The following is a 17,181-nucleotide window of genomic DNA, read 5'->3' as shown; positions in this document are numbered from 1 at the left end:
ACTGCTGGTGAGGAGCGGGCGTCAGGTGGAGCCGAGTGCGAGGGCGACCACGAAGGTGAGTGCGCCCGCGGTAGCGGCGCCGGTGAGGACCAGCTCGGCGAGGGCCGGAACGGTGTCCGTCGGGCCGATCAGGGGACGCAGCGGTGCCCGCAGCGCTCCGGTGAGCGGGACGGCAAGGGCCGCCGCCGTGATCGCACGGTGTGCGGCCGCCCTGGCGGGCCCGCGAGGGCGGCCGTTCGCGCGCGGTACGGCGATCGAAAGCGTCGTATTGCAGAGCATCGCGAAAGCGAAGAACCCGCCCGCGTGGACGAATGCGGCGGTGAGCCAGAGCAGCGGGTCGGTCCAGCCTTCGCCGACGGCCTCCGCAGCGGCCAGCAGCGCGCCGCCGAGCACGGCCGCCGTCCCGGCGAGCCCCACGATGTGCCGACGGGTGAACCTCACGGCGGAGGCGAAGCGCTGATGCGTCACCACCCGGTCCACTGCGCGTGTCAACGGCGCCGGGAGGTGCATGGTCAGAGCCCGGAACATGGGCGCCAGATCATCGAGCCAGTCCCCCGCCACCGGACCGTCCCCGTGCCCGCCAGGGCCCGGTGGGAGAAGCTGATGAGCGCGCAGGATGCGCGCGCCCGCCACGGCGGTCGCCGTTGTGGGGACCATCAGGGATGCGACGACCCAGGGCGTCATGCTGCTCCACAGGTCTCGGTCGGCGCGCAGCGCCACGGCCGTCCAGTCGGTGAGCGCGGTTGTGGCGATCAGCCCGGCGCACAGGCCCCAGGCGCGCAGGAGTTGGCTGATCCGGCGGCGTGGCTGCGGTTCGTTCCGTCGCAGTAGGACGGATCGGGCTGTGGCGAGTGCTGCCAGTGCCGGGATGAGGAACAGGGTGAAGGAGACCACGGTGTCGTAGGGGTCGTCCTGCCACGGGCTGCCCACGCGCACCGCTCGGACGTGGGAGGTGGCCTCGGCGAAGGCGGTGAAGAGAACGGCCGCGGCGAGGCCGTCCCGCACGGCCCGGCGGACCGCGGCCAGAGCGGGGTGGCCGGCGGGGAGCGTCGCGTCTGCCGCCAGCGGCGCGTCGGAAGGGTTGCGCATGGCGAAATAGTACACGCCACGTACTACGCTGCGCGTAGCAATCCGCGTCCAGGCGAACGGGGGAGACGGAACGGTCGGCATGCAGGCCCACGACGCCCAGACGCTGGTGCTTTGTGCTCTGTGCTCCGTGCCCTGTGCCCTGTGCCCTGTGCCCTGTGCCCTGTGCCCTGTGCCCTGTGCCCTGTGCCCTGTGCCCTGTGCCCTGTGCCCTGTGCCCTGTGCCCTGGCCGACTGTCCGCCGCACGGCTACGCCGTGAACACGGCGATCGAGGGGCTGGTGGGTGAGCGCCTCGGGCCGGGCAGCCGCTACGATGTACTGGCCCTGGGACGAACCAGTCCAAGAAGTCTGGGATCACGCCGGCCGTGGCCGCCGCTCTGCGGCGAGGTGCACGTCAGGCGCCGTAACGGCGCCGGCGGGCGGCATACGCGCGTAGGGCCCGCAAGAAGTCGACCTCACGGAAGGCCGGCCAGTACGCCTCGCAGAAATACAGCTCCGAGTAGGCACTCTGCCACAGCAGGAAGTTCGACATGCGCTGCTCCCCGCTGGTGCGGATGACGAGATCTGGGTCCGGCTGGCCCGCGGTGTACAGATGGCGGGCGATGTCGTCCGCGGTCAGGTGAGCAGCCAGGTCCCGCATCGACCTGTCGGTCTCCGCCTGCTCGTACAGCAGATCCCGCATGGCGTCCACAAGTTCCTGGCGGCCGCCGTACCCGACAGCGAGAGTCACGTGCGCCCCCGTGGCGCAATCCCGGGTGGCCTCGGCCGCCTCCTTGAGGGCTCGGGCAGTGGTGTCGGGCAGCGTGTCCAGCGCTCCGGCGATGTGTACCCGCCAGCGCGGCAACGGCCTGGCCAGATGCCGGGCCAGGACCTCCTCGATCACCTGCATCAGAAAGGCGACCTCGGCGTCATCGCGTCGTTGGAGATTCTCTGCGGAGCAGACGAACAAAGTGACATGTCGGATCTGAACTCCCTCGCACCACGCCAGCACGTTCTCCACGTGTTCGGCACCGTACTTGTGACCCAAGCTCGGGTTTTCGATGCCTCGCCGGTGTGCCCAGCGACGGTTGCCATCCATGATCAGCCCGATGTGCCCGGGCAGTTCACCGCCTTGGAGCTGCCGGCGAAGCCGACGGGAGTACACGGCGTACAGGGGGTCGGTGACGCGCAACATCGAGCCCTTCCGAGTCGGGTCGGCAGCGGCCGTCGAGCCGCAGCGTGCATACTAGGCAGTGATAGCACGCGTCGCGTGCCATTGGGAACGTGCCGTCAACGCCCCGGGAGCGCCAGTGCGTACCAACGACGCCCAGATGCTTGTCCTGTCTGCGCTGGTGGATGGCCCCTTGCACGGCTACGCGGTCAACACCGCGATCGAGCGGATGACCGGCGAGAGGCTGGGCCGCGGCAGCCTGTCCAGCGCACTGAGTCGGCTGCACGGCAAGGGATTGATCGAGTATCTGGATGGAGAGGGCCGACGGCGCCCGATGCGCCTGACCCTCGCAGGACGCGAGGTGCTCGAAGGCGAAGTCGAAGCCCTTGCTCATGTGGCGGGGCGCATGTTCGAGACGGTGATCCCGGACAAGATCGCGTATCAGGATCGGCTCGCCACGACCGACCTTGCCCACTCCTACAAGCGGGCCGTACTCGACGCACTGGACATCCAACCAGGCCACGTTGTCCTGGATCTGGGCTGCGGCCCGGGCACAGATCTCGGTGCTCTGGCACGCGCGGCATCGCCCGCAGGGATGGTTCTGGGAATTGACTCCGATCCTCAGATGACCCGTCAGGCGATGACACGAACCGCCGACCTGCCGCACGTCGATGTATTGACGGCCGACGTTCATGCGCTGCCGCTTTCCCCGTGCTCCGCGGATCGAGTGCGTACCGACCGCACGCTCCAACATGTTGCCGACGTCCCTGGGGTTCTGGCGGAGGTACGGCGGGTGCTGCGCCCGGGCGGCCGGTTCGTGACGGCCGAGCCCGACTGGGACTCACTCGCCGTCGACCACCCCGACCTGGAGATCGCCCGGGCGTACACCCGCCATATCACCGACCGGATCGTGCGCAATGCCGTCCTTGGACGGCAACTGCCTCGCCTGGCCGAGCAAGCGGGATTCACCCTGACGTCCGTCGTCCCGGTCACCTCGGTGTTTCGCGAAGTCCGTGCCGCCGACCAGGTGCTCGGTCTCCAGCGCAACACCGAGCGCGCCGTGGCCGCCGGCTATCTCACGCGCCAGCAGGCCGAACGTTGGCTGGACCACCTCGAACGGGGTTGTTTCTTCGCTGCGGTGACGCTCTATGTCGTCACCGCCGAGGCCCCCGCTCACAAGTAACCCGCCTCGGCGCTTCTGGTCGCCTTCACCTGCCCTCACACATCCCAGGAACGGTCACCTTGGCCGGGGATGAGCGGGTTTTTCATGCGGAAACGCGTCCCAGTGCCTCTTGAAGAGCGCGGCGGAGTCTGGTTCTCGGCGGCACACCGATTCAACGAACGCGACACCGCTGCAAACGTCGTTGCACCCACGAGTGGCAGTCGACCGGCGCGCCCTGACAGACCAAAGACACCTTCCACAGCGGCCACGAGACGGCAGGGCAGGACCGGTGCCGTGGCTCACGGCGCGGGCGCGGGCGCGGGCGCGATGACCCTCTTCAGCGCCGGCGGTGAGGCGCTGGCCAGGTCGGCGCCGGTGGCTGCGTCACGGTGGGAGACGTGGGTGCCGTGCCAGTCCAGGACCATGACGGTGGCATCGTCCTGCAGGCGGCCGTCGGGGGCGGCGAGGGCAACGACCGCTCCGATCATGGTTCGGGCGGCTTCGCGGGGGTGCAGTCCACGGGTGGCGCGGATGAGGCCCGGCAGGTGGAGGCTCTGCGCGTTGCGCTCCAGCATGCCGTCCGTCAGCATCACCAGCCGGTCGCCGGGTCTCAGGTCCAGGGACTGCACCCGGTAGGTGTGCGGGACCTGGAAGCCGAACGGGAGATCGACCTTCGGGGCCAGCTCCTCCACCGCCGCGTCGCGCATGCGCCACGGCCGGGGGTGTCCGGCATTGACGAACTCGGTCGTGCCGTCGAGCAGACTGATCCGCAGGAGCTGGCCGGTGACATAGCCCTCCTGGCCGTGCTCGCGCATGGCCTGGTCGGCCTGGTGCGCCTGCTCGCGCAGGTCGGCGCCGGCACGCCGGGCCCGGCGCAGCGCACCGACCAGCAGCGTGGCCAGCAGGGCCGCTCCGACGTCGTGGCCCATGGCATCGGTGACCGACAACTGCACGGTGTCGCGGTCGATCACGTAGTCGAACGTGTCGCCGCCGACATGGGCCGCAGGCTCCAGCGACCCTGCGACGGCGAACTGCGCGGCCTCGCACGCCAGCGACGGCGGCAGCAACCGGTGCTGAATCTCAGCGGCCAGGCTCAGCGGGACGGTGCGGCGCCCCCACTGGTACAGGTCGGTGAAGGAGCGGTTCGCGATGACGATGTACGCCAGCGCATGTGCCGTCTGGCTGACCTCCTGCATCACCGCCGCATCCGGGGGCTGGGGCAGGAACAGCTCCAGGAGCCCTATCGCGTCCCCACGGTTGGTCACCGGAGCCACCACCCGCACCAGCCCGTGACCGCCGGGCTCCTGGATGCTGGGACGCTGGCTGCGGATCACATCGTCGTACACCGTCCCCGACAACGGGATGCGGCTGGCGGGCCTGCCGGTCTCGATGCTCCCCGCCGCACCGAGCCGCACCACCGAACTGCCGGTGAAGTCAGTGATCAGAAACGATACCGACGCCGCCCCCACCTGCTGCCTGAGCATGCGCGCGACCACGTCGAGGGACTCCACCGGCGGGGCCGCCTCCGCTGCCTGCAAGGTCCTGGCCAGCGTCATCGGGCCATCGTCGACGGCGTCCGTCAGGGTGGGGGTGGACTGCCCGCCACCGTCCTTCAGCACTCGTGTGGTCACGATGACTCCTCACTGCTCGACAACGCAGGGAGCCCGGCCTCCGACGGGCGGACGACCGGGCAGACCCACGACGCGCGGGCCTTTTCTGAATCGTCTCCTACCCGCTCGCGAATTCTTCTCACAGGGCCTCCCACGTGCGTCGGCAGGCCCCGAACAACCAATCAATCCAGTCGCCGCAGGTCAGGGTGAGCGGCCTGAGCGACTGCGCCGCGCATCTGCTCCATGAACACGACTGCACCGTCACCGCCATCGCGGACCGGCTGGCCGTCGCCATCGTGGCGATCGCCTCGGGCTTGGCCGCGCGCCTGCCGGACGCGGCCCGGATCCGGGACCAAGATCTGCACGGCGGGAAGTTAGAACACGCGTACGCTGGCATGCGAGGGGTCCCGGGACGAGCCGGGGCCCCTCGTTGCACCTTGCGATGACGAGAGCATCACTTCCCGTCGTGGGGGCCCGATTGAGAGGGAGTTGCGGTGGCGGAGTATGTGGTGCCGGTCTCCTTCTACACGTTCGCGCTGCAGGACACAGCGGAGCAGGGTGAGATCTTCCCTGCCGGGCTGGTTCCCAAGAGCAGGGCTGCGTTCGTTGAGATCAGGCCCGGGCGCCTGGACATCACTACCGCCGCGCACACGCACGAGGTGGTGTTGACGGTGAACGTTCTGACTGGGCCGCCTGCACCGGACGCGGTGGGGAACGTCGAGGAGAGCACCTCCGGGACTGTCACGTCGCCGTCGGGTGAGCTGGCCGCTTGGGAGATGCTGGGGCGCACCCCGTACACGATCTCGCTGTCGCACGGCCCGGGTACGTACGGGTTCGATGCGGTGTCGATGGGCGGGGCCGCGGTGCGGCGCGCGGAGACGGCGATCGGCGGCGGGCCGACGGGCGCGGTCGAGCGAATCCGGATTCGGTTCTGGCCGGCCGGGTAGTGCACGGTGGGGCGGGCACGCGGGACCTCATCCGCGTGCCCGCCGAGTCGGATGACCCCCGCGCGTGGAGTCGGGCGGAGGCCACCTTGTGCGGGCCGGGGCCTCCGTGACGGGAGATCAGCTCTCGCCGCCGCAGGCGCCGATGAAGAGCAGGCCCTTGGGGCTGACCAGCTTCACTGAACCGGTGTTGACCGGGGTGACCGGCGCAGCGCCGACGGCTGCCTGGGCTGCACGTCTGCGCTCGGGACCACGTTGCCCTCCGAGCCGCACGCGCGCCCCATGGGAGGGACATGGCCCTCCCTTCCGCCACGGGCTATGCGATCGCGGCCTGCCCCGCCCGACGGCTGAGGCGACGCAGGCTATGCGCTGGGCCGGATGGGGCTCCCGCCCCGCCGCAGGTCTCAGGACGCGAACCCGCCCCGTCACCCCTGGCTGGGTCGGTCCTGCTTCCCAGGCCAGCCCCCCGCCCGTACGACTACATGCTCGTAGTGCCGCGCTTCGAGGCTTTCCCGTCCCCTTTGCACAGCCCATCGCCCTCGCGCCCATCGCCCTCACGCCCTCGCCCTGCGGACTCGGGCCCCTGCCAGGGCCGGGGGCGCTCATGCACCGTTAGCCACGGGTCCTTAAGGTGGCGGCATGACTTCGACCGCTCGTCACGCCCGTTCGGGCGCTGTTCTCGCAAGCGGCCGGCAGAGCGCTCTGCGGGTGCCCGGGATCGTCGCCGCATTCTGGATCGCCAAGGGACTGTCGACCGCGCTGGGTGAAGGCGCCTCGGACTACCTGGTCCAGGCCATGGTCCCGCAGATCGCCGTGGTGCTCGGCTTTGTCGCCTTCCTTGTCGCCCTCGCACTGCAGTTCCACATGAGGCGCTACTGGGCCTGGACGTACTGGTTCGCCGTAGCCATGGTCGGGGTCTTCGGCACGATGGCCGCCGATGTGATGCACGTGGCCATCGGCGTGCCCTACACCGCGTCCAGCGCACTGTACGCGGTGCTGCTGCTGGCCGTGTTCTGGCTGTGGCGGCGCACCGAGGGCACGCTGTCGATCCACAGCATCGACACGCCGCGCCGCGAGGCGTTCTACTGGGCGACCGTCGTGGCGACCTTCGCGATGGGCACCGCGCTCGGCGACCTCACCGCCTTCACCCTGCACTGGGGCTACTTCACCTCGGCGGCGGTCTTCGCCGGGCTGATCCTCATCCCGGCCGTGGGGTACCGGTGGTTGAGCTGGAACCCGGTGTTCTGCTTCTGGGCCGCTTACGTGATCACCCGCCCGCTCGGCGCCTCCGTCGCCGACGGGCTCGGCAAGCCCCGCTCCAGCGGCGGACTCGGCCTCGGTGACGGCCCCGTGGTCCTCGCACTGAGTGCTTTGATCGTGCTGGTGGTCGCCTATCTCGCGGTGACGAAGGTGGACCTTCAGCGTGGGGCCGGATCCGATGAAGCGCAGGAGTTGTTGGCCGGTCGCATCTAGACCTCGGTGCTTGCCCTGGCACACCGCGTGAACTCGCCGCTCGCGGCGCTGCCGCCCGATTCCCGCGCCGACTACCTTCTCGCCGCTGACCACCTGCCTCGCCCTGTTCCACAACACCGGCGGACACGCCTGGAGCTGCTGAGCCCGCAGCCCAGCCGGGAGCCAAGCACGCCTGGGAGGGCAGCTGAATCGATGGGGGCGCTCGCCGCGCCCACCTGTACCGTGACCCCGCCAGTTCCACCAGCAGGCCGCCGGCCTGTGAAAATGGAGAAGTCTCACGGGAGTATCTAGGGTCAGCTTGTGGCTTTTATTGTGGTGTGCGAAGACGACGCGGCGGTCCGCGACGTCCTCAGGCGCTCGCTCGAGCACGACGACCATACGGTCGCAGTCGCTCCGACGGCGGACAGCCTGCTGCAGCAGCTTGAGCCGACCCCCCAGCTGGTCGTCCTGGATCTGGGGCTCCCGGACGCAGACGGTCGCGATGTCTGCCTGGCCTTGCGGGCACGTGGCGTCGATGCGCCGGTGTTGATGCTCACCGCTCTCGACGGCATGCACCACAAGGTGGGCGGCTTCGAGGCCGGCGCCGACGACTACATGACGAAGCCCTTCGACGTCCCCGAATTGCTGGTGAGGGTCCGTGCCCTGCTGCGCAGGACAACCGCGGCGGCCCCACCCAGGGACGTCGTTCTCGATCCGGCGAAACATGTCGTGGCCTACGACACGATGAGCGAGAACCTGACCCCGACAGAGTTCCGTTTGCTGGGCAGACTCATCGCCTCGCAGGGCGACGCCGTGCGCCGCCACACACTCGTCGCCGCCGGCTGGCCGCACGGGGCGCAGGTCAGCGACAACACGCTTGACTCCTTCGTTCGTCGACTGCGGGCCAAACTCGCCGCGCTCGGCGTGGCCGATCGCCTCGCGACGGTCCGTGGGGTGGGCTATCGATGGGAGTGACGGGCTTCCGTGGGAGGGTCGTCGCGCTCACGGTCCTGATCGCGACATCGGTGGTCGCGGTGCTGGTGGTGGTGTCGCACGTGTTGCTCAGCCGGGTGACCGACGCCGACGCGCACGCCCTGGCGCATACGCGTGCGGAGGCACTGGGTGCGAACGTCACCATACGAAGCGGCCGCGTGGTGCTGACCGAGAGCGAAAACGAGGCGCTGGACACAGTCTCGTGGGTGTACGCCGACGGACGCCTCATCGATGGGATCGTGCCGGGCAGCGTCCTAGACCATGTCCAGGCGCTTGCGGTCTCCGGGACGTCCCGAACGATGACGGTCGACAACGACCTCCTGTACGCCCAGCCGCTCCCGCTGGAAGGCCACCGCGTCACGGTCGTCGTCAGGGTGGATCTGACGCCGTATGAGACCTCGGAGCAGCGAAGCCTCGCGTTGTCGCTGATGTTGGGCGGCATCTCGATCCTGCTCGCGGCCCTCGTCGCGTACCTCGTGGTGCGTCGTGCCATGCGGGTGGTACACGAGATGGCCGCTCTCGCCGACGACTGGGGCGACCACGAACCGGGGCGCCGGTTCAACCTCGGCACCCCTCGGGATGAATTCGGGGAGCTGGGGCGAACTCTCGACCACCTGCTGGAACGCATAGACAACGCGCTCGCGGACGAGCGCCGGCTCACCGATGAGATCGCCCACGAGCTGCGGACGCCCCTGACCGTTCTGCGCGGCGAGGCACAGCTGGCGCAACTCTCGGGCCGGCATCTCACCCCGGAGTCTGTGCTGACCGAGGTCGACCGCCTGAACGCGGCAGTCACGACGATCATGAGCGTCGCCCGGACACGGGCCGATGGCGGCACCCGCTGCGAGCTCAGGGCCGCTGCACGACAGGCGATCGCCGGCCGCTCCATCGAACTCGCCATCCCGACCAACATCGACGTCGCCGTGGCGCCCGAACTCGTCGTGGCCATGTTGTCACCCCTGCTGGAGAACGGTCTGCGGCATGCGAGGTCGCGCGTCTGGGTCACGGCGTGCATCCAGCCCCATGGCGTCGTGATCGATGTCCTCGACGACGGCCCTGGGTTCGATCCGGCGGAGGTCGATCGCGTCTTCGAAGCGGGCGTCACCAGCGGCCGCGGTCACGGATTGGGACTGGCCGTGGTCAAACGCCTCGCCGCGGCCGCAGGAGTGGCAGTCCGTGCGGTTGCGGATGGTTACGGCCGCGTCGAGGTGACCTTCCCCACGCCACCGGCGACCGCGTAGTCAGGTTATGTGCAGGTTGATCGAGCCAGCCTCGTCGCATGACAACGACAAGCGAAGCCCGCACGCGCCGCAGGGGGCGGCTGCAGCTGAACAAGGTTCCCGAGGTCACTGTCTGGTTCTGGGTGATCAAGATCCTTTGCACGACCGTCGGTGAGAGTTTCGCCGACTGGATCAACATGAAGCTGGGCGTCGGCCTGGTGAACACGGCCTGGATCTTCACCGCCGTGTTCGTGGTGGTTCTGGGCGTCCAACTGCGGCTGAAGCGCTACGTCCCGTTCCCGTACTGGCTGACTGTGGTCGTTGTCAGTGTCACGGGCACGCTGTACACCGACATCCTGACCGACCAGCTCAACGTGCCGCTGTGGATCAGCTCCGCGGTGTTCTCGGTCCTGCTTGCCGTGGTCTTCGGCGTGTGGTGGCTGCGGGAGCGCACCCTGTCGATCCACTCGGTCACCACGCTGTCGCGTGAGTCGTTCTACTGGCTCACCGTTCTGGTCACCTTCGCGCTCGGCACCGCGACGGGCGACTGGACCCTTGAGCTCACCGGCTGGAGCCCGGGGGTCTCTGTCCTGCTGCCGCTCGGCCTGATCGCGGCGATCACGCTGCTGTGGAAGTTCGGCGCGAACCCGGTGCTGTCCTTCTGGCTCGCCTACATCCTGACCCGCCCGCTGGGCGCCAACATCGGCGACTGGCTCGCCTCCCCGAAGGTCGCGCAGAACCCCGGGGACCCGACCGGCCTCGCGCTCGGCACCTTCACCACCAGCCTGATCTTCCTCGGCCTGATCCTGGCGACCGTGATCTACCTGACGGTGACGCGCTCCGACGTGACCGAGACCTACGAGGCCACGCACACCCCCCAGGCCACCATCGACCCGTCCAGGGAGCGCGTCGCGCTGGCCGGCTTCGGCCTTCTCGCCGTCGGCACCGCGGCCTTGCTCTTCTGGGCACACGGCCAGCCCCACACCGGCCCGGCGCCCGAGACCGACGCCACCTCCACTGTTCAACTCGCGCCCGGCCAGGCCGTGAAGAACTTCCCGCCCGCGAAGGTCGACGCACTGCGGACACTCGCATCGACCTCGCTGAAGGACGCACAGGCGGGGAACGTGACCGGGGCCCACGCAGCCGCCCAGTCGCTGCGTGATCTCTGGGATGCCGACCAGGCTTCCCTGCAGCCGCTGGACGACACCGGCTGGACGTCCATCGACGCACAGATGGACCAGGTTCTGAAAACCTTCGGCATCGACCACCCCAACCCGCCCATGCCGCCCGCACAGCAGGAAGCTCAGCTCCACACCCTCCTCGCTGACCTGCGCTGACACACCTGACCAGCGTCTGGATCGCAGTCGCCGTCGGCGTGGTGTGACGCACGGCGTGACGGTGAGGCGAGAAGCGCTGGCCTTTACGGCCGGCCGGTTGAGGCGGCACCGCACTGCCCGGTGCGGCACCGCCTCAACCCTGTGGGGCCAGTTCAGTCGCGCACATCGCGCTCCGCCAGAACGCACGCTGCGTTCAGGCAGCCGTGGACTGCGCCGAGAGCGCGCCGGGACGGAGTGCGCGTTCGCGCGAGGCGACGGCGACCGACACCACGGCGCCGCAGGAGAGAACCGCCGCGAAGCCGATCATCGCGGTCTGCACGGCGAAGTGCCGCAGGGCGATGCTGAACAGGACGGACGGCAGGCCCATTCCCAGGTACGCGACCACGAAGAACACGGCGAGGACCCCCGCGCGTGAGGCGGGCGCGGCAACTGAGACGGCACGTTCGACCCCTCCCTTGAACAGCAGCCCGGAGCCGGCGCCCGACAGGGACACGGCGACCAGGTAGAGCCAGAGCGCCGGGTGGTAGAGGGCGACGGCGCACAGGGCCAGGCCGACCGGGAAGACCACCGCCCCCACGGTCAGGACCCGGGGCACTGGGAGGCGGCCCAGCACCAGCTGGGCGGCCGCTGCGGAACCGAACATGAGGAAGGCCGCCAGGCCGACCACGAGGTGGGAGTCGGTGTGCAGGGTGCCGTGGAGCACGCTCGCCCCGAGGGAGGAGATCAGGCCGAGGATCGCGAAGGCGAAGGCACCCAACGCGCCGGCCGCGCAGAACGTCCGCCGGCCGCCGGGGCGCAGGACGAACCTACTGGGCGGTTCGGCCGCGGGCAGCTCCAGGTCCACGGTCTCCGGCGTGGACAAGACCAGCGCCAGGCACGCTGCCATGGCGAGGGTGAAGATCGCCTGGGTGGTGATCAGGGGTGCGGGGAGCCATTCCGCGGCGGCGCCCGCGACCAGGGGCCCTGAGGCCAGGCCGCCGAGGTTGGCGGCGGTGGCCACGATGCCGGGCAGCACCGAACCCGTCCGTTCCGGACGGGCCTCGTGGTGGAGGTCGTGCAGGTACGTCGTCGCGGTCGAGGCCATCAGCCCCAGCCCGACACCGTTCAGGATCCTGCCCGTGATCAGCCCCGGCAGGTCCCGCCACACGACCAGTACGACCGACGCGACGATGCCGACCAGCAGCGCCGGGACGATGATGCGCCGCCGGCCGAGCCGGTCCGACAGGTGACCCAGTCCGAGGAAGGAGGCCGCTGCGCCCACGACCATCGAGGCGTACGCCACCGTGACCGTGGTCGCGCCGAAGTGGTCCCGGGCTTCGTAGAGCGGCCACAGCGGGGTCGGCGCAGTGCCGAAGGCCATCAGCACGGTGAAGGCCACCGCCACGAACCAGAAGCCGGTCGCGTGCGAGGCACGGCGCCCGGCGGGGGCACGGGGCGGCAGGCCGGCGGCAGCGGGTGCTGGGATCCGGTGGGTCGGGTCGCCTGGAGCGTCGGCTGGGGGACGGCTCAGCGGCGTCGGTACGGCAGGCAAGGGGGTAGCCCTCCTCGGGCGGAAGTGGATGCGTTTTCCATCCTCCTCACCAGGCAGGATCAGTGCCAACGAATGTTTTTGCTGGGCTCGAGCAATGCGAGTGATACTCCCCGTTATGGAGCTACGTCAGCTGGAGCACTTCATCGCGGTCGCCGAGGAGCTGAGTTTCACGCGTGCCGCCCGTCGGCTGCACGTGGTGCAGTCGGGGGTGTCCGCCGCGATCCGCTCCCTGGAGCGCGAGCTCGGCTGCGCGCTGTTCGAGCGCACGTCACAGCAGGTCCGGCTCACCGGGGCGGGCGCGGCGCTGCTGCCGGAGGCTCGGGCCACCCTGCACGCCGCCCAGGCGGCCCAGGACGCCGTGCGCGCCGCACAGGACACGCTGCGGGGCACGGTGAACGTGGGCGCCATGGCCTCGGTCGAGGTGGTGGACCTGCCTGCGCTCCTCGGGCAGTTGCACGCGCGGCATCCGGCGATCGACGTCCGGCTGCGGCTGGCGACGACCGGATCGGCGGGACTGGCGCAAGCGCTGCTCAGCGGGGACCTGGACGTGGCCTTCCTGTCGCTCCCCGAGCACAAACCCGCCGGGATAGACGCACGGGAGCTGGCCACCGTGCCGCTCGTCCTGGTGGTGAGCGCCGCCCATCCGCTCGCGCAGCGGGGGGCAGTAGCACTTGCGGACCTCGCGGGGGAGCCCTTCGTGGACTTCCCGCCGGGCTACGGCAACCGCGAGGTCGTCGACCGGGCGTTCGCGGCGGCGGGCGTCGTACGCCGGGTGGCACTGGAAGTGCCCGACATCGACATGGGGGCGGCGCTGGTCCGGCACGGTCTGGGCATCGCCTTCCTGCCCGCGTTCGTCGTTGCCCGCACCCCCGGCCTGCATGTCTTGGACGTCCTGGACGTCCACGGCACCATGCTCCGCTGGAGCATGCATCTCGGGACGTCGTCGACCCGGCGGCCCAGCTCGGCCCTGCGGGCGCTGCTCGACCTGGTCGACCTCCACGTCATCGCCCTGTGACGCCCGGGCCGCGACCCGGGCGTCTCCCGCCGGCGGTGTCTGTCCGGTTCCCTGCGACCGCCGTCCGCTCGTGGCCCGTAGCGATCCTGCCAGGACGCGTCCACCACCCGGCAGTCACGCAACCAGTCGGGGGCCGCCGTCGTCAGCGCTTCCAACGCACACCGCAGCGTCTCGCCCACGAACTCCAGCCGGTTCAACTCCCGTGCCAGGGTCAGAACATGAGTGGAATCCGTTCGCACTCGCGGATATCCCGACGCGCCGAGCCGTTCCAAGGCCCGCCCCGCACGGGAGGCGAAGGCGTCCCACATCCACACGAAATCGCTGGCGGTGCCGCGAGTGAGGTCGGCCTTGAGTTCCAGGGCGGTGCGTCGCAGAGCCCTTTCCGTGCGCGTTTCCCGATCGGGTCACCGCGGCGGCGAGTCATTCTTCTGGCGGTTCTGGGCTGCTCCCCCTCCCGGCAGAGGATGTAATGCCAGAGAACGCGCGGCCCGCCCGGCCGTTCGACGGGCTGGATCCCTATGCCTCGCGCCGTCGGGAGGATAGTCATGAACATCGCGATCGTCGGAGCGGGGAACGTCGGTGGTGCACTCGCGCGAACCGCCGTTCGAGCCGGTCACCAGGTCAGCATCAGCGCGAGCGACAAGGATCATGCACGTGTGCTCGCTGACGAGGTCGGCGGGAGGTCGGCGGACAGTGCTGCGGATGCGGCGCAGGGTGCCGAACTCGTGATCCTCGCAGTCCCATACGGTGCTGTCCCCGACGTCACCGTTGCCCTCCGCGATGCCGCGGCGGGCAAGGTGGTGATCGACGCGACCAACCCCATCAACGCCGACTTCTCCGGGCTCGCTGTGACCGACCGCTCCGGAGCGGAGGAGATCCAGGCCCAACTTCCAGGTGCGAGGGTCGTCAAGGCATTCAACACCGTGCTCGCTTCCCGGATGGCCGACCCGACGGTTGACGGGGTCCCGCTCGACGGGTTTTATGCGGGCGACGACGAGCAGGCCAAGGCCGCCGTCCGCGACCTCCTTGAGGGGATGGGCTTCCGGCCCATCGACGCCGGTCCCCTGTCCGCAGCCCGGCACCTGGAACACCTGGCGTACCTGAACATCAGCCTCAACGCCCGTCTTGGCTGGCCCTGGCGGTCGGCATGGAAGCTCCTCGGCCCGACCGACTGAGCTGAACCACGCCCCCGGTCGCACCATCAGGCCGACACGGTTCGCTCGCGAGCGGGCCCCGCCGGGCAAGACCACGCGGCGTAGCGGGCAGGATCGCGTCCGCCTTCGTCACACACTCTGGGGCACGGGTCCCGATCCGTCGTCTTCCGCCGCCTCGGCCGCCCGCACGCGCTGCTCCTCGCGAGCGGAGCCGACGTCCCGTTCCAGGGGTGTGCGGCTCACGGCCGTCGCGAGATCCTCCAAGGCCCGTTTCTGCAGTTCCGCCCCGCGCCGCGCCACCGGGCTCCGGTCCCTGGCCGCGGAGCCCTCCCATGCGTGGAGCGCCTCCTCCACGCGCCCCCAGTCCGGGTTCCTGTGCTCGCGCACGTCGGCGGCCGCCTGCGCGGTGTCCGCCTCCAGGGCCTCGGCGAGCCGCTCCGCCTCGGGCACGAAACGATTGTCGGCGCGCGGGACGTGGCTCTCCATGAGCATCGCCGCCCGGCCGAAGCGCTTGAGCGCCTCCTGCGCCTCCTGCGCCTCGCGCGACGTCAGTCCCCTGGGGCGGACCGGTTCCCGTCTTGCGCGATCGTAAGCCTCCTGCCAGGCAGCGCGTGCCTCCCTGCTCGCCAGCAGGGCCCTGCGCATGTCGGCGCGACGCTCCGGAGACGGTTCGGCGTAGCTGCGGAGCACCGCGGCCGCGTAACGGCCGTTGGCGGCAAGCCAGTCTGCAAGCCGGCCTGGCAGCCGGGGCGTCTCCCATGCGGGGAACACCAGGTACGCCAGCATTGCCAGGCCGCCGCCGAGCAGGGTGAGCACCACCCGCTCCGGGACAGTCTGCTCCCATGCGTGGCCGCCCATGCCCAGCAGGAAGACGACGTACGCGGCAGTGAAGCACTGGGAGTAGGCGTAGCCGGTACGGATCAGCGTGTACGACAGGCCCGCCGAGATCACCGCCAGTGCGCCGAACACGTGGGCGTCCGGGCCCAAGGCCCGCACCATCCCGGTGCCGAGCGCGACTCCCGCCACGGTGCCCGCGAGACGGGCCACCGCGCGCGCGTACGTCCGGTGGAAGTCCGGCCGCATCACCATCACCGAGGTCAGGGGCGCCCAGTAGCCGTGGGCCACGGGTAGCCGGGCGGCGATCAGATAGCCGAGCGTGGCCACCGCCGCCAGGCGGGCGGCGTGCCGGAACACGGGCGAGTCCCGGCGGAGCTCACCGCGGACCGCCCGGACGACGACCGGGAGCAGCCGCAACATCGTCGGGCGCACAAGGAACGGGGCCCCGCTAGCAGCATTGGGCGGCGGAGGCGTCTTCCTGGAGGGGTCGCCGCTCCCGGCGATCTCCAACACCTCGCCGACCAGTTCCACGAGCCGCTCGGCGGCCTGCCGGGCGGGCCCCTCCAGCACCTCGTGCTCCGCGTCGACGCGGAGCACCTCCGCGCTCCCGGGCGGCACGCCGACGGGAGTGCCACGGCGGATCGAACGGGCGGCCGCATCCAGGACGTCGGCGGTCGCGTTGAGCAACTCCCGCGCGCGGTCCCTGCCGGGTCCCTCCGGCGGGGCGCCAACGTCCGGGTCGGCGAGCGCGGCGACGACCGGCCGAATGCACTCGGCGAGGCCCCGGGGGCCATGGAGGACGGGGGGCGGGTTCGGGCCTGTGATGGCGTCACGGCGGCCGCGTCCCGAGCCGTCATCAACGGCTCCGGGTCGAACGGGGCGGTCGGGTCGTGCCGCAGTCGGCGGGCGTAGTCCGCCACGGCGGCGAGCGCGTCAGCGAGCGCGTCCCGATGCGCCCCCCAACGGCGGATCGGGAACAGCAAGATCAGCAGGGCCTGCACCACGCCTCCGAGCGCGATGACCCCCGCGTGCTCCAGGGCTCGCCCGACGCTGGTCGGCAGGGTGACGGTCACCAACATGCTGCCGACCGTCGTCGCTGCAACGATCCCAGCGGTCGATCCAACGGCCCACGCCATCCCCGCGGCAAAGGCCCATACGGCCAGCAGGGGGAGGAACGTCACGAGTCGCCCCGCCGCCAGGTAGCCCACGAAGGTGCTGAGCGCCAGACCCGCGCCCGCGCCGAGCGCGATCACCTTGCGTGGACGCCAGGTGCGCTGGAAGGTGGCCCCGCCCGCGGAGTAGGCGCCGAGGGCGGCGGACGCGGCATACGCAGGAGAGACCAGCCACAGCGCCGGGCCGATGACGATCGCCACCCCAGCAGCCGTGCGCAGCGCAAGCAGGGGCTCCAGCCGCGTCTCCTCGATTGTGAGCCCGGATCGCACGACCTCCCCGAAGGCCCGCAGCCACGTCACGGATGTGAGCCTAGCCGGAACGCCCTGCCGGGTCGCCTTCGCCGCGCGACGCCGGGCACCCTCGCGGACAGGGCAGTGGGTGAGCACACTCCGAGACCTTCTTCGTGGCCCCGAAACGGGGCTCTCGGTCTCCGGGCCCGGCATGACCGTTGTCCCCTGTCGGCGGCATGACCTGGGGTGGTGTCACCGTGGCCCGGAGGACTGCCTGACCGACCGA

The 17,181-nt window shown here is 70.4% G+C and carries 12 protein-coding genes and 1 pseudogene; 8 read left to right on the top strand and 5 right to left on the bottom strand.

Annotation, left to right across the window (positions count from 1 at the left end):
- Positions 1-21 precede the first annotated feature (21 nt).
- The gene (locus TR48_RS07985; RefSeq protein WP_152627851.1) at positions 22-1,089 is read right to left on the bottom strand and encodes a hypothetical protein; all 1,068 of its coding nucleotides are present in this window, start codon (positions 1,087-1,089) and stop codon (positions 22-24) included.
- A gap of 392 nt (positions 1,090-1,481) precedes the next feature.
- Positions 1,482-2,258, bottom strand: a complete 777-nt coding sequence (gene uppS / locus TR48_RS07980) for a polyprenyl diphosphate synthase (protein ID WP_201777099.1) — start codon at positions 2,256-2,258, stop codon at positions 1,482-1,484.
- A gap of 118 nt (positions 2,259-2,376) precedes the next feature.
- Here uppS and TR48_RS07975 point away from each other — a divergent pair, with 118 nt between their 5' ends.
- Entirely contained in the window at positions 2,377-3,420 is a 1,044-nt protein-coding gene (locus tag TR48_RS07975; RefSeq protein ID WP_042365233.1) for a methyltransferase domain-containing protein, read from the top strand.
- Positions 3,421-3,698: 278 nt separating this feature from the next.
- On the opposite strand, the gene TR48_RS07970 is transcribed toward TR48_RS07975, so the two are convergent.
- The gene (locus TR48_RS07970; RefSeq protein WP_042365312.1) at positions 3,699-4,955 is read right to left on the bottom strand and encodes a PP2C family protein-serine/threonine phosphatase; all 1,257 of its coding nucleotides are present in this window, start codon (positions 4,953-4,955) and stop codon (positions 3,699-3,701) included.
- 548 nt (positions 4,956-5,503) lie between these two features.
- Here TR48_RS07970 and TR48_RS07960 point away from each other — a divergent pair.
- The 5 genes from TR48_RS07960 (at position 5,504) to TR48_RS07940 (ending at position 10,955) form a co-directional block, all read left to right on the top strand.
- On the top strand, positions 5,504-5,956 hold the full coding sequence (locus TR48_RS07960) for a hypothetical protein (protein WP_042365231.1): 453 nt from the start codon (positions 5,504-5,506) through the stop codon (positions 5,954-5,956).
- Positions 5,957-6,592: 636 nt separating this feature from the next.
- Positions 6,593-7,426, top strand: a complete 834-nt coding sequence (locus TR48_RS07955; RefSeq protein ID WP_063770934.1) for a COG4705 family protein — start codon at positions 6,593-6,595, stop codon at positions 7,424-7,426.
- Positions 7,427-7,726: 300 nt separating this feature from the next.
- The gene (locus tag TR48_RS07950) at positions 7,727-8,380 is read left to right on the top strand and encodes a response regulator transcription factor (RefSeq protein ID WP_042365230.1); all 654 of its coding nucleotides are present in this window, start codon (positions 7,727-7,729) and stop codon (positions 8,378-8,380) included.
- Positions 8,371-9,639 (top strand): sensor histidine kinase, encoded by a 1,269-nt coding sequence (locus TR48_RS07945; RefSeq protein ID WP_042365229.1) that lies wholly within the window; start codon positions 8,371-8,373, stop codon positions 9,637-9,639. Before TR48_RS07950 ends, TR48_RS07945 begins: the two co-directional genes overlap by 10 nt.
- Positions 9,640-9,677: 38 nt before the next feature.
- The gene (locus TR48_RS07940) at positions 9,678-10,955 is read left to right on the top strand and encodes a COG4705 family protein (protein WP_042365228.1); all 1,278 of its coding nucleotides are present in this window, start codon (positions 9,678-9,680) and stop codon (positions 10,953-10,955) included.
- Positions 10,956-11,148: 193 nt separating this feature from the next.
- On the opposite strand, the gene TR48_RS07935 is transcribed toward TR48_RS07940, so the two are convergent.
- A complete protein-coding gene (locus tag TR48_RS07935) occupies positions 11,149-12,486 on the bottom strand; it encodes an MFS transporter (RefSeq protein ID WP_236652064.1) in 1,338 nt (445 codons plus the stop codon).
- 115 nt (positions 12,487-12,601) lie between these two features.
- On the opposite strand from TR48_RS07935, the gene TR48_RS07930 reads away from it, so the two are divergent.
- Together TR48_RS07930 and TR48_RS07925 are read left to right on the top strand one after the other, a co-directional pair.
- On the top strand, positions 12,602-13,501 hold the full coding sequence (locus TR48_RS07930; RefSeq protein ID WP_042365227.1) for a LysR family transcriptional regulator: 900 nt from the start codon (positions 12,602-12,604) through the stop codon (positions 13,499-13,501).
- Between the two features lie 545 nt (positions 13,502-14,046).
- Complete coding sequence (locus TR48_RS07925) at positions 14,047-14,676, top strand: NADPH-dependent F420 reductase (protein ID WP_042365226.1); 630 nt, start codon at positions 14,047-14,049, stop codon at positions 14,674-14,676.
- 108 nt (positions 14,677-14,784) lie between these two features.
- Here the strand turns inward: TR48_RS07925 and TR48_RS07920 are convergent.
- Positions 14,785-16,964 (bottom strand): annotated as a pseudogene (locus TR48_RS07920) (FUSC family protein).
- Positions 16,965-17,181 lie beyond the last annotated feature (217 nt).

This window comes from Streptacidiphilus neutrinimicus (assembly GCF_000787815.1).
Classification (GTDB): domain Bacteria; phylum Actinomycetota; class Actinomycetes; order Streptomycetales; family Streptomycetaceae; genus Streptacidiphilus; species Streptacidiphilus neutrinimicus.
This window is presented reverse-complemented; position numbering and strand designations above follow the sequence as displayed.

Coding starts and splice junctions, on each gene's coding strand:
- TR48_RS07985 (WP_152627851.1), bottom strand. CDS start 1,089: ATGCGCAACCCTTCCGACGCGCCGCTGGCGGCAGACGCGACGCTCCCC.
- TR48_RS07970 (WP_042365312.1), bottom strand. CDS start 4,955: ATGACGCTGGCCAGGACCTTGCAGGCAGCGGAGGCGGCCCCGCCGGTG.
- TR48_RS07955 (WP_063770934.1), top strand. CDS start 6,593: ATGACTTCGACCGCTCGTCACGCCCGTTCGGGCGCTGTTCTCGCAAGC.
- TR48_RS07945 (WP_042365229.1), top strand. CDS start 8,371: ATGGGAGTGACGGGCTTCCGTGGGAGGGTCGTCGCGCTCACGGTCCTG.
- TR48_RS07940 (WP_042365228.1), top strand. CDS start 9,678: ATGACAACGACAAGCGAAGCCCGCACGCGCCGCAGGGGGCGGCTGCAG.
- TR48_RS07930 (WP_042365227.1), top strand. CDS start 12,602: ATGGAGCTACGTCAGCTGGAGCACTTCATCGCGGTCGCCGAGGAGCTG.
- TR48_RS07925 (WP_042365226.1), top strand. CDS start 14,047: ATGAACATCGCGATCGTCGGAGCGGGGAACGTCGGTGGTGCACTCGCG.